Here is a 12,565-nt window from a genome sequence, read left to right as displayed (position 1 = left end):
ATTCCGAGAACCGGAGCGGAGCGTACTTTTGGGTACGTGAGCACCGGAAGCGCAGAAAACCGCCGTTCGCAGGCCGGCATCACCTGAATATCGACATACCTTACGCCAGCGTGCGCTCGACGATGTCCCGCAAATCGGCTGACAGGTTCTCGGCATTGGAGATCGAAAGCAGCGCTTCCCTTGCCTTGGCCCGCCGGGCGGGTTCGAGCGAGCGCCATGATCTGAGTGCCGTCGCCAGCCTGGCGGCCAGCTGCGGGTTGCGCTTTTCGACCTGCAGCACCGTTTCGACGAAAAACCGGTAGCCTTCGCCGTCGGCGCGATGGAAGCCGGTCTGGTTGGCGCTGGAAAACGTGCCGACGAGCGAGCGCACCCGGTTCGGATTGGCCATCGAGAAGGCCGGGTGGCCGGTGAGGGCGCGCACCGCATGAATGGTTTGCGGGCCCGGCACGCTGGCCTGGACCTGGAACCATTTGTCCATCACCAGCGGATCGGTCGCATATTTCGCTTCGAAGTCGGCCAGCGCCTTGACCGTCTCGGGCGAACCGCGGTGGCGGAGCGCAAGCACGGTCAGTGCCGCGGCACGGTCCGTCATGTTGGTCGCGGACTGGAAATGCCGGGCCGCAAGCGCCGCACCTCCCGGCAGTAGCGAGAGATAGTCGAGCAAGGTATTGCGCAGCGCCCTGCGCCCTGCGCTCGCCGCATCAGGACTGAAAGCGCGCTTGTCGACCAGACGATCGTAGAGGTCGGAGAATATCTCGCGGTTGGCCTCGGCGATTGCAACCGTCAGCGCCTCGCGGGCCGAGAAGATGGCATCGGGGTCGATGTTCTTGCCGATGTCACGGGCGATATCGGCTTCACCCGGAAGCGCCAGAGCCAGCGCCCGATAGGCCGGTTCGAGTGTCTCGTCGCCGGCTATCTTGCCGGCAAGCCCGGTCAACCGTGATGCGAAACCGGGCTGCTTGCCGCCAAGGACCTCGCGGAAGGCTGATATCAGAGCGTCGGTCAAAAGCGTGTTGAATGCCTGCCAGCGCGAGAAGGTATCGTTGTCATGGCCGGCAAGGAAGAATTGATCGTCGGCCTTCTGCTCGACGGAAAGCGTCACCGGCGCCGAGAAGCCGCGGTTGAGCGACATCGCCGGGCGCTCCGCAACGCCCGAGAAGCGCACCATGTGCCGGCGCTTGCGGATATGGATGACGCCGTCCTCGACGCTGGCGCCCTCGACGCCGCTATAGGCTATCGCTTTGCCGTCGGCGCCGACCAGGCTAAAGGCCAGCGGAATATGCATCAGCCGCTTGCGGCTTTCGGACGGCGTTGGCGGTACCGACTGCTCGATCTCGAGCATGAATTCCTGGGCTGCCGGATTGTACGTCGAACTGATCGTCAGATTGGGCGTGCCCGCCTGATGGTACCAGAGCGAAAATTGCGAGAGGTCGCGGCCGGACACATCCTCGAACACCTTGATGAAGTCCTCGATCGTCGCAGCCTCGCCGTCGTGGCGCTCGAAATAGAGATCCATGCCGGCCCGGAACGTCTCGCTGCCGAGAATGGTGCGGATCATGCGCACCACTTCCGAGCCCTTTTCGTAGACCGTGGCCGTGTAGAAATTGTTGATCTCGCGGTAGCGGCGAGGTCGCACCGGATGCGCCAGCGGTCCCTGGTCTTCGGGAAACTGATGCGCCCGCAGCGTGCGCACTTCGGCAATGCGTTTCACCGCTCGCGAGCGTTGGTCGGCGGAGAATTCGTGATCGCGGAAAACCGTCAGCCCTTCCTTCAGGCAAAGCTGGAACCAGTCGCGGCAAGTGATTCTGTTGCCAGTCCAATTGTGGAAATACTCATGCGCGATGATCGCCTCGATATTGGCGAAATCGGCGTCTGTTGCGGTCTCCTGGTCAGCCAGCACATATTTGTCGTTGAAGATGTTGAGGCCCTTGTTCTCCATCGCGCCCATGTTGAAGTCGGACACGGCGACGATGTTGAAGACATCGAGGTCGTATTCGCGGCCGAACGCCTCCTCGTCCCATTTCATCGATCGTTTCAGGGCGTCCATGGCGTAGCCAGCGAGCCGCTCCTTGCCCGGCTCGACATAGATGCCGAGCTCGACCTTGCGGCCGGACAACGTGACGAAGCTGTCCGCAACCTTGCCGAGAGCGCCCGCCACCAGGGCGAACAGATAGGACGGTTTGGGGAAGGGGTCGTGCCAGACTGCATAGTGCCAGCCGTCGGCAAGTTCGCCGCTGCCTGCCGGGTTGCCGTTGGAAAGAAGCAGTGGCGCCTCGTGCTGCCGCGCCTCGATGCGCACCGTATAGACGGACAGGATATCGGGGCGATCGAGAAAATAGGTGATGCGCCGAAAGCCCTCGGCCTCGCATTGCGTGCAATAGACGTTGCTGGAGCGATAGAGGCCCATCAGGGCTTCGTTGTGCGCCGGCGCCAGCTCGGTTTCGATCAGGAGCTGGAAGCGGGTTGCTGCGGGCGGCGAGGTGATCGTCAGCTGATCGGGCGTGGCAAAAAAATCGGTCGGCGCAAGTGTCCGGCCGTCGATTGCGATGCGGCTGAGCGTCAGCCCATCGCCGTCCAGCACCAGCGGCACTGATGCCGCGATGCCGTCGCGGCGTTCGACCGTCAGCACGGCGACGACGCGCGTGGCTTCTGGCGACAGGCGGAAAGTCAGGCTGGTTTCCGGAATGAGATAGTCGGTGGGGCGATAGTCTTCGAGCTTGAAGACCTGGCCGGTGTCCGTGCGCATTCCGTGAGGTTTCCTGTCGATTCCCGCAGCGGCAGGTGAGTCCGCTGGTCCAAGAAATTTGAAGCCCGCGCTCTTTACACGAAACCGTCACTCGACAAAACTGGCGCAGCGCCTATTTCAGGCACTCGTTTTCCAATCATCATCGCGAGGTATCCATGACCGTCGTCACACCGAAATTCGGCATGGGCGCCTCTGTGCTGCGTCGCGAGGACCAAGCCTTGCTCAAGGGTCTCGGTCGCTACACGGACGACATCCAGCCGGCCGGCCTCCTGCACGGTTACGTCCTGCGCTCGCCGGTGGCCAAGGCAAGCTTCACCATCGGTTCGACCGAGGCGGCCAAGGCAGCACCTGGCGTCCATCTGGTGCTGACCGGTGCGGATATTGCTCATCTCGGCAAGCTGAAATCCGGCGTCATGCAGAGGCAGCCGGACGGCACCAAGGCACCGACGCGCGACATTCCGGTCCTTTGCCGCGACCGGGTCAATTATGTCGGCGACGCTGTCGCCTTCGTCGTCGCCGACAGCCGCACACTAGCGCAGGACGCGGCCGAACTGATCGAGGTCGATTACGATAGCGAGGATGCCGCGTCCGGCACCGCCACGGCGCTTGACGAGGGCACGCCGCTGGTGTGGCCGGAACTCGGCTCCAACCGGGCCTTCAGCTACCACATCGGCGACAAGGCGAAGACCGCGGCGGCATTCGCCAGGGCGGCGCATGTCACCCGCATCGAATTCATCAACAACCGGCTGGTCTGCAACTACATTGAGCCGCGCTCGGCGATTGGCGAGTGGAATACGCAAGAGAACCGTTTCGTGCTTACCACGGGCTCGCAGGGCGTGCATTCGATGCAGTACATCCTGGCCGACGTGTTCAAAATCAAGAAGAACCAGCTGCGCGTCATCACGCCGGATGTCGGCGGCGGCTTCGGACCGAAAAGCTTCGTCTATCGCGAACATCCGCTGGTGCTCGAGGCCGCCAGGCGCCTCGGCCGTCCGGTGAAATGGGCCGGCGACCGCAACGAGCATTTCCTCACCGATGCGCAAGGCCGCGACAATGTCGTGACCGCCGAGATGGCAATGGACAAGGACGGCCGCTTCCTCGGCATGAAGGTCGATCTGCTCGCCAATATCGGCGCCTATATCTCGCAATACGGCCCTTTCATCCCCTATATCGGCGTCACCATGTCGACCGGCGTCTACGACATCCAGGCGCTCGATGTTTCGGTGACCGGCCTCTACACCAATACCTGCCCGGTCGACGCCTATCGCGGCGCCGGGCGGCCGGAGGCGGCATTCCTGCTGGAAAAGCTCGTCGACGCCTGCGCCCACGATCTGGGCCTTCCCGTCGAAGAGATCCGCCGGCGCAATTTCATTCGGCCTGAGCAGTTTCCCTATCGCACCCAGACCGACCGCCTCTATGATACCGGCGAATTTGCGGGCCATATGGACCGCGCCATCGAACAGGCCGAGTGGCAGGCGTTTCCGGAGCGGCTGGCGAAGTCGAAGGCGGCTGGAAAGATCCGCGGCATCGGCATGGCGACCTATATCGAGGCCTGCGCCTTTCCGGGCTCTGAACCGGCCTTTGTCGAACTGAACGGCGACGGCACCGTGACGCTGAAGATCGGCACCCAGACCAACGGGCAGGGGCATGCGACCGCCTATGCGCAGTTCCTCTCGGAAAAACTTCATCTAGACATCGACAAGATCCATGTCCGCCAGGGCGACACCGACGAGCTGAAGGCCGGCGGCGGTACCGGCGGCTCGCGCTCCATTCCGCTTGGCGGTGTCTCAGCTTCTCGCGCGGGCGAGGATCTGGCCAACAAGATCAAGCGTATCGCCGCGGATGAGCTGGAAGCCTCGGCCGGCGACATCGAACTATCCAACGGCGTTGCCCGCATCGTCGGCACCGACCGCACCATCGATTTTTCGAGCATCGCCAAGGCCGCCAAGAACCCGGACGATCTCAAAGGCTTTGGCGAGTTCGTGCAGGACGAATGCACCTATCCGAACGGCACCCACATCTGCGAGGTCGAGATCGATCCCGACACCGGCACGACGGAGATTGTTCGCTATACGATCGTCGACGATTTCGGCGTCACCGTGAATCCGATCCTGCTGGCCGGCCAGGTGCATGGCGGCGTCGTCCAGGGCATCGGCCAGGCGCTGACCGAGAACACGGTCTATGACGAGGACGGGCAGCTGTTGACGGCAAGCTTCATGGACTACGCCATGCCGCGCGCCGACGATTTGCCGTTCTTCCATTTCGAGACCCGCAACGTGCCCTCGACCACCAATGCGCTGGGGATCAAGGGCGCCGGCGAGGCTGGCACGATCGGAGCGACGCCTGCCGCGCTCAACGCGGTGACGGATGCGCTCTATCGCGCCTACGGCATCAGGCATATCGACATGCCGGCAACGCCGGCGCGCATCTGGGCGGCGATCCAGGAAGCAACTGCTAAGTGAGCCCGACAGATCATCCCGGCGGGCACAACACGCTGACAGGGATCATGCTCAAGATCGTGTCGGTGGCGGTTTTTGTCGGCATGTCGTCCTGCATCAAGGCGGCGGGCACGGTGCCGGCTGGCCAGATCGTGTTCTTCCGCTCCTTCTTCGCCATCTTTCCGATCATCGTCTTACTGGCCTTCCAGGGAAAGCTTGGCACGGCGTTCTCGACCAAACGTCCGCTCAACCACATTGCGCGCGGCGTTGTCGGCGTCTGCGCCATGGGCCTCGGCTTCTTTGCGCTGACACGGCTGCCGCTTCCCGAGGCGATCACGCTGAACTACGCACAACCGCTGCTGGTTGTGGTGTTCAGTTCAATCTTCCTCGGCGAAGCAATCCGCGTCTATCGCTGGAGCGCGGTTGCGGTCGGACTGGTCGGGGTGTTGGTCATCTCGTGGCCGGAACTGACGCTGCTTGGTTCGGGCGCTGCACTCGGCGATCAGGAGGTGCTCGGCGTCATCGCCGCTTTGGTCGCGGCAGCGATCTCGGCCGTCGCCATGCTGCTGGTGCGCAATCTCGTCCAGAGCGAACCGACGGCAACCATCGTGCTGTGGTTTTCGGTGACGGCGAGCGTCCTGGCGTTGCTTTCGCTGCCGTTCGGCTGGCAGGCGCTGACACCGGCGCAGGCGGGTCTTCTCATAGCTGCGGGCTTTTGCGGCGGGCTCGCTCAGATTCTGATGACGGCCGCCTATCGCCATGCCGAGGCCTCGGTCGTGGCGCCCTTCGAATATACGTCGATGCTGCTTGGCATAGCCGTCGGCTATCTCGCCTTCGGCGACGTCCCGACGGTTCACATGCTTGTCGGCGGCACGATCGTCGTCGCCGCCGGCATCTTCATCATCTGGCGCGAGCGCCAGCTTGGCCTCGAACGTGCTCGCACCCGCCAGGCGACCCCGCCGCAAGGATGATCAGGACGGCTCGGCCCGCTCCTTCGCCAATCGCACCAGCACGGTCCTTGTCTGCTCATCGGCGGGGAAAAAGGACTCGATCGCCAATTCCGACAGCGTCACGTCGAGCGGCGTGCCGAACACGGTGATGGTGCTGATGAACGAAAGCACAGCATCGCCATGGGCAAGCCGCAGCGGGTGCACGATCGCGTTCGGCTCGACCGGTACCGGCCGTGTTCCGTTCAGGCCGGACGGATAGGTCCGAAGCTCGCGCTCCAGCTCGACCAGAACCGGGTCGCCTGAAGCGTCGTTCTGGTGTTTCAGCCGATCAAGAAGATGCGCGCGCCATTCGGCCAGGTTGACGATACGCGGCGCGACGCCACCTGGGTGTAGGCTGAGTCGCAGCACGTTGACCGGGGGCTTCAGCAAGGAGGGCTCGGCGACATCGGCAAGGAACGGGCCGATGGCCGCATTCGCCGACACCAGGTTCCAGTGCCGGTCGACAGCCAGAGCTGGGAAGGGTTCGTGCCCCTTGAGCACGATCTCGACGGCAGCCATCGCCGGCGCCAGTGAAGCATCGGTGAGCGAACGCTCGCTGAAGCTGGGGGCAAAGCCTGCGGCCAGCAGGAGCTGATTGCGCTGCCTCAGTGGGATCGACAGCTGCTCGGCCAGATGCAGCACCATATCGCGCGAGGGTGCCGCGCGGCCGCTTTCCACGAAGCTCAGATGCCGTTGCGAGATTTCGGCTTCCATGGCGAGATCGAGTTGGCTCATGCGCCGGCGCGTGCGCCATTCGCGAATGAGGCTGCCGGCGGAAGTCTGGGTTGCTGTCATGGCGGCACACTATGCCGGCAGCGATCGCATTTCCATCACCTGTGAGGTTATAGATGCCGCTCTTCCTTCTCCCCTTGTGGGAGAAGGTGGCCGAGCGAAGCTCGGTCGGATGAGGGGTGTTCCAGCTTGGCGAAACACCCTCATCCAAGTCGAGAAGCTGGCGCACGGCGACAGAATCATCAGCGCCTCATTTCTTCCAACACCCCTCAACCGTCTTGGCTCCGCGCGCCAATCCACCTTCTCCCACAAGGGAAGAAGGGAAGCTGCGCCCCACCTCAACCCAGCGCCCGCAGCTTCGCTTTCACCTCGAGGAAATCCCGCCACGCCAGCTTCTTGTGCGCGGGGGTTCTCAAGAGATAGGCCGGGTGAAGGGTCGGCATGGCGGGAATGGCAATACCGGAGGCGGTCGTATGGACGCGCCAATTGCCGCGCAGCCGCAGGATGCCCTCGGTGGTGTTGAGCAAGGTCTTTGCCGAGGGGCCGCCCAAATTGACCAGCAGCTTCGGATTGACCAGCTCGATCTGCCGTTCGATGAATGGCCGGCAGATCTCGGTCTCGTGCGGCGTCGGCGTGCGGTTGCCCGGCGGCCGCCAGGGGATGACATTGGCGATATAGGCCGACGTCCGGTCGAGGCCGATCGCGGCCAGCATCCGGTCGAGCAGCCGGCCCGAGCGGCCGACGAACGGCAATCCCTCGAGGTCCTCGTCGCGGCCGGGCGCCTCGCCGACCAGCATCACCGCGGCATTCGGATTGCCGTCGGCGAACACCAGGTTCTTGGCGGTGAATTTGAGATTGCAGCCGTCGAATGCCGCCATGTGCTGGCGAAGCTCGTCCAGGGTCGCCGCGATCGTTGCCAATTGGCGCGCCAAGGCCGCTTGCTGCTCGTCGGGCACCGTCGCCGCCCCGGACGGCGCGCGCACCGCCGGTGCCGCAGCTTGCCTTTCGCCCATTCCGGCGCGTGACAGGCTTGTCGAGCGTGGCAGTGTGGCGCTTCCACCAACTGGCGGAACTGTCGCCGGCGCCCGCTCAGGCGGCTTTGACGCAGCCTCAGCAAACCTGTTCAGCGGCTCGTCTTCGAGCGCTTCATCGACGCCGGCGCTGGCGTAGAAGGCCAGCAGGTCGGCGATATCTGGTCGGTCGTCTCGGGAAACGGCAGTCATACTTTCACATTCCGCCGCGCGGCAGCAATTTGCAAGTAATGCATGTAGCCCAAAAGCGCGCAGCGGTTTTGGGACAACGACATGACGAAAACAAGGATTCTTAGCTCGACGGTATACGCGGATCCTGCACCAAATAGAACGTCCAGCGCGGTGTGTAGTCGGTGATCAGGTAATCGAATTTTGCTGTCTTCAACGGGTCGATCTTGCCGCTCTTGAACAGCAGTCGGTCATAGGGTTCGAAGTCGCGATCGAAATCGACAAAGCTGCTCGACCAGATGTTGTCAGGCGTTTTGTTGCGCTGGTCGAACGACAGGCCGTCGCCGAACACGCTCGGCCGGTGGAGTATCTCCTGGAGTTCGAACTGGAACTCGACCCAGGCCTGGCCGCTGTTGTTGAGCACGTCGACGCGCATATACATGAGGCCATTGGCAAATTGGCCCGCAGTGCCGAAGGGCTGGATCGGCTTTGTCGTGCGGATCGTCAGTGTCACCGGTGTCGCCGAATTCAGCTCTTCGGTGATGACAAGCGGGTCCTCCTTTGTCCCGATGCCCGAGGCGCTGGTGATGCGGAAGCCGCCCAGTTCGTCGGAAAAGGAGTAGGCTCCGGCCACCCAGACCCTTTGCGGCTCGGCGTGGGCGCCAACGGACGCCAGCGGCAAAAGGGCCAAAACGAGCGCCCGGCAAATCCGTCCGGGCGACGAAAAAAAGCGCGTCGATGAAAAGCCGGATGGCCCAGGAATGCGCATGGTGCGAAGTATGGCCGATAAGCAAGCCGTCGAACAATTAAAAACGTCAGGGCGCCGGCTCTCTTTGGAATGGCTTGGCCCGGATCGATGTTCCGGTGGCCGCAAACCGCGATTTTGTATACGATGCGCGACTTTTTGACGAAATCGGCATTGTCACGTCAGCGCCGGTTTCACGTCGCGAATTGATGCGCTATGCAGCGGATAAGCCAGCAAGATGCGCAAATGCGGTAGCCAGTGAGATGTTGATGAGCGAGATCGAACGCGAAAGCATGGAATTCGACGTGGTCATCGTCGGCGCCGGTCCGGCCGGCCTCGCCGCCGCGATCCGTCTCAAGCAGGTCAATCCCGAGCTTTCCGTCGTCGTCCTTGAAAAGGGCGGCGAAGTCGGCGCCCATATCCTGTCCGGCGCCGTCGTCGATCCGATCGGCATCGACCGGCTGCTGCCGGGCTGGCGTGACGAAGAAGGACATCCCTTCAAGACGCCGGTCACGGCAGACCATTTCCTGGTCCTCGGCCCCGCCGGTTCGTTCCGTCTGCCCAACATCCTGATGCCGCCGCTGATGAACAACCACGGCAACTACATCGTTTCGCTCGGCAATGTCTGCCGCTGGCTGGCGACCAAGGCCGAGGCGCTGGGCGTCGAGATCTATCCGGGCTTTGCCGCCGTGGACCTCATTTACAGTCACGAGGGCGCGGTCACCGGCGTTGTCACCGGCGATATGGGCGTCGAGAAGGACGGCACGCATGGCCCTGGCTTCGCACCGGGCATGGCACTGATGGGCAAATATGTGCTGATCGGCGAGGGCGCACGCGGCTCGCTGGCCAAGCAGTTGATCGCCAAATACCATCTTTCCGACGGCCGTGAGCCCGGCAAATACGGCATCGGCCTCAAGGAACTCTGGCAGGTCAAGCCGGAGAACCACCGGCCAGGCCTTGTCCAGCATTCCTTCGGCTGGCCGCTCGACATGAAGACCGGCGGCGGCTCCTTCCTCTACCACCTGGAGGACAACCAGGTGGCGGTCGGCTTCGTCGTCCACCTCAACTACAAGAACCCCTATCTGTCGCCATTCGACGAATTCCAGCGCTTCAAGACCCACCCGGCGATCAAAGGCACATTCGAGGGCGGCAAGCGGCTCGGTTATGGCGCCCGTGCCATCACCGAGGGCGGCTGGCAGTCGGTGCCGAAACTGTCCTTCCCTGGGGGCGCGCTGATTGGGTGTGCTGCCGGCTTCGTCAACGTGCCGCGCATCAAGGGCTCGCACAATGCCGTGCTCTCCGGAATGCTGGCGGCCGAGCATGTCGCCGAGGCGATCGGCGCCGGCCGCGCCAATGACGAACTGGCTTCTTACGAGGCGGCATGGCGGGCAACCGACATCGGCAAGGATTTGAAGAAGGTGCGCAACGTCAAGCCATTGTGGTCGCGCTTCGGCACCGCCATCGGCGTCGGCATTGGCGGCCTCGACATGTGGCTGAACACGCTGTTCGGCTTCTCGCCTTTCGGCACGCTGAAGCACGGCAAGCCCGACTATGCGACGCTGGAGCCGGCCGCCAAGCATAAGAAGATCGCCTATCCGAAGCCGGACGGCGTGCTCACCTTCGACCGCCTGTCCTCGGTGTTTCTCTCCAACACCAACCACGAGGAAAACGAGCCTGTCCACCTGCTGGTCGCGGATATGGATCTGCAGCAGCGTTCCGAGCACGATGTCTATGCCGGGCCTTCGACACGCTACTGCCCGGCCAGTGTCTACGAATGGGTCGACAAGGATGGCAACGCCGCCGCCGATCCCGAGGCGAAAGACGTGCGCTTCGTCATCAACGCGCAGAACTGCGTCCACTGCAAGACTTGCGACATCAAGGACCCGAACCGAAACATAACCTGGGTGCCACCACAAGGTGGCGAAGGCCCAGTTTACCAGAACATGTAGCGTCAGATATTAGCTATTCCTAATTGACAGAACGAGTGGCAAGACTGCTGGCACATCTTGCACTCGACGTGGGATCGCGCGGTGCTGTGCCGAGCAGATCCGGCGAGCGTATTGAATGCTAGAAAATTGCCGTTCTGGTCTTCGCGCAAATACCGAATCTACGCCACGGCGGCGATGGTCGTACCCTCCACCGGCCGCGGCACCGGCGTTCCATAGACCCAGAAGGAATCCGGAACCGGAGAGCCGCTCCAGACCACGGCATCGGCGATCTTGGACGCCTCCCACACCACGGTTTTCCAGGCCGGATCGAAGATCATGTAGCCGGGATCGCCCATCACCTCGATGCGATTGCCCCCTGGTTCCAGCATGTACAGGAACGTCGCCCCGCCGATGCCGTGCCGGCCCGGCCCGTGCTCTATCGAAATGCCGGCTTCCCTTGCCAGCTCCGCCAGATCGAAGAGATGCTGCACCGAAATGTAGTGGAAACAGACGTGGTGGAAGCGTCCACGCATCTCCGTCGGCTCCGGGACGATTGCAATATCGTGCGAAAGGTTGGTCACGCTGAGCCAGCTCGCGATCGCCGACCCGTTGTCACCAACGACCCGCTCGCGCTCGCGAAAGCCTAGCACGTCAACCATGAAATCGCGGCAGGCGCCGGTGTTGGCGGCCATCAGGTTCAGGTGGTCGATGCGGCGAACCGGAATGCCGTTGAGCGGGCGTCTCTGCGGGCGATTAAGCAATTTCGTAGCCTGCCCGGGCGGTATGCTGACATAGTCGACGTCCCACAGCAGCTCCATCGGGTGCCCCTCGGGCGTTGCGAATCTGAAGGCGCGTCCATGGCCGGCGTCACCGTCGATCCACCCTCGCCCGAGGCCGATCGCCTCTACCGCTGCGACTCGGCGCTCCAGCGCCTGCGGGCTGCGCGTTCGCCAAGCAACGTGCCCCAGTCCGGCGTGCTGTGCCTCGGTCACCTTCAGCGAGTGGTGGTACTGCTCCTCATAGCCGCGCAGATAGACCGACTTGCCGCGCCGCTCGGTCTCTTGCATACCCATGAGGTCCATGAAGAAGCGTAATGTCCCATCGAGATCGGGCGTCAGCAATTCGACATGCGCGAGCTGGGCGACATCGAAGATTGGTTCGGAAAGGGTGTTCATAACGACACTCCTGAAGGTGAACGGGTCTATATTGAGGGAAATGTACTCCTGTATTCGTCAAGTGGCCGCACAACAGTTCGCGTAGTTCGCGCGGCGCGGTGTGATACCCTGTCAGGCCGCCGGTACCGGCTGAATGATCCCCTGCGCACAGAACAATTGCCCGTCGGCCAGCCGCGCATAATTATGAACGACTTTGTTCTCGTGATCCTGAACCTGCACGACGAAGTTACCGCTCTGCTCCGTCCAGCTCATGATGAACAGATCAGGGCGGACGCCTGTCAGATCGCTCTTCACGACCTCGTCGATCTGAGTAGCGCCGAGCGTCGCCCGTACATGCAATTCTGTCGGCGACAGAACCGTCAGCCGCGGCACGAACGGGCCGAATGCACAGTCGAAAGTCTTCCCGACGAGCGATGTCGCCCCACCACTGGTAGCAGCCATCCTATTCCTCCTTTGATGTGATGATCTAGCGCTCACACGCCCAGAGTTGGGCACACGAGCCTTCGCTGGCACAGAATGCTTACAAATCTGCTATTTCTGCTAATTGGAGCGCTCCAATGCAGGGTCTGCCTATTATGATGACGAGTCAAGAATAAACTTGGAGCGCTCCAAA

The 12,565-nt window shown here is 62.6% G+C and carries 9 protein-coding genes; 3 read left to right on the top strand and 6 right to left on the bottom strand.

The features are described 5' to 3' along the window. Window positions 1-100 precede the first annotated feature (100 nt). Window positions 101-2,746 (bottom strand): aminopeptidase N, encoded by a 2,646-nt coding sequence (gene pepN, locus BQ8482_RS24225; protein ID WP_123149876.1) that lies wholly within the window; start codon window positions 2,744-2,746, stop codon window positions 101-103. Window positions 2,747-2,901: 155 nt separating this feature from the next. On the opposite strand from pepN, the gene BQ8482_RS24220 reads away from it, so the two are divergent. Then, entirely contained in the window at window positions 2,902-5,208 is a 2,307-nt protein-coding gene (locus BQ8482_RS24220) for a xanthine dehydrogenase family protein molybdopterin-binding subunit (protein WP_123149875.1), read from the top strand. 44 nt (window positions 5,209-5,252) lie between these two features. Then, a complete protein-coding gene (locus tag BQ8482_RS24215; RefSeq protein WP_123149915.1) occupies window positions 5,253-6,155 on the top strand; it encodes a DMT family transporter in 903 nt (300 codons plus the stop codon). On the opposite strand, the gene BQ8482_RS24210 is transcribed toward BQ8482_RS24215, so the two are convergent. The 3 genes from BQ8482_RS24210 to BQ8482_RS24200 form a co-directional block, all read right to left on the bottom strand. Continuing rightward, a complete protein-coding gene (locus BQ8482_RS24210; RefSeq protein ID WP_123149874.1) occupies window positions 6,156-6,968 on the bottom strand; it encodes a helix-turn-helix domain-containing protein in 813 nt (270 codons plus the stop codon). Between the two features lie 275 nt (window positions 6,969-7,243). Further along, window positions 7,244-8,128, bottom strand: a complete 885-nt coding sequence (locus BQ8482_RS24205) for a uracil-DNA glycosylase family protein (RefSeq protein WP_123149873.1) — start codon at window positions 8,126-8,128, stop codon at window positions 7,244-7,246. 100 nt (window positions 8,129-8,228) lie between these two features. Beyond that, window positions 8,229-8,873, bottom strand: coding sequence for a hypothetical protein (locus BQ8482_RS24200; protein ID WP_123149872.1), 645 nt, complete (start codon window positions 8,871-8,873; stop codon window positions 8,229-8,231). Window positions 8,874-9,118: 245 nt separating this feature from the next. On the opposite strand from BQ8482_RS24200, the gene BQ8482_RS24195 reads away from it, so the two are divergent. After that, window positions 9,119-10,798, top strand: a complete 1,680-nt coding sequence (locus tag BQ8482_RS24195) for an electron transfer flavoprotein-ubiquinone oxidoreductase (RefSeq protein WP_123149914.1) — start codon at window positions 9,119-9,121, stop codon at window positions 10,796-10,798. A 158-nt stretch (window positions 10,799-10,956) separates the two neighbouring features. Here BQ8482_RS24195 and BQ8482_RS24190 read toward each other — a convergent pair whose 3' ends face one another. Beyond that, a complete protein-coding gene (locus tag BQ8482_RS24190) occupies window positions 10,957-11,952 on the bottom strand; it encodes a catechol 2,3-dioxygenase (protein ID WP_123149871.1) in 996 nt (331 codons plus the stop codon). A gap of 111 nt (window positions 11,953-12,063) precedes the next feature. Beyond that, window positions 12,064-12,393 (bottom strand): MoaF-related domain-containing protein, encoded by a 330-nt coding sequence (locus BQ8482_RS24185; protein ID WP_133254826.1) that lies wholly within the window; start codon window positions 12,391-12,393, stop codon window positions 12,064-12,066. Window positions 12,394-12,565 lie beyond the last annotated feature (172 nt).

It is taken from the genome of Mesorhizobium delmotii, assembly GCF_900149755.1.
GTDB classification, from domain to species: Bacteria; Pseudomonadota; Alphaproteobacteria; order Rhizobiales; family Rhizobiaceae; genus Mesorhizobium; species Mesorhizobium delmotii.
This window is presented reverse-complemented; position numbering and strand designations above follow the sequence as displayed.

Bases quoted from the DNA above. Each gene is read 5' to 3' on its own strand.
- pepN (WP_123149876.1), bottom strand. From the start codon at position 2,746: ATGCGCACGGACACCGGCCAGGTCTTCAAGCTCGAAGACTATCGCCCC.
- BQ8482_RS24220 (WP_123149875.1), top strand. From the start codon at position 2,902: ATGACCGTCGTCACACCGAAATTCGGCATGGGCGCCTCTGTGCTGCGT.
- BQ8482_RS24215 (WP_123149915.1), top strand. From the start codon at position 5,253: ATGCTCAAGATCGTGTCGGTGGCGGTTTTTGTCGGCATGTCGTCCTGC.
- BQ8482_RS24210 (WP_123149874.1), bottom strand. From the start codon at position 6,968: ATGACAGCAACCCAGACTTCCGCCGGCAGCCTCATTCGCGAATGGCGC.
- BQ8482_RS24205 (WP_123149873.1), bottom strand. From the start codon at position 8,128: ATGACTGCCGTTTCCCGAGACGACCGACCAGATATCGCCGACCTGCTG.
- BQ8482_RS24200 (WP_123149872.1), bottom strand. From the start codon at position 8,873: ATGCGCATTCCTGGGCCATCCGGCTTTTCATCGACGCGCTTTTTTTCG.
- BQ8482_RS24195 (WP_123149914.1), top strand. From the start codon at position 9,119: ATGAGCGAGATCGAACGCGAAAGCATGGAATTCGACGTGGTCATCGTC.
- BQ8482_RS24190 (WP_123149871.1), bottom strand. From the start codon at position 11,952: ATGAACACCCTTTCCGAACCAATCTTCGATGTCGCCCAGCTCGCGCAT.
- BQ8482_RS24185 (WP_133254826.1), bottom strand. From the start codon at position 12,393: ATGGCTGCTACCAGTGGTGGGGCGACATCGCTCGTCGGGAAGACTTTC.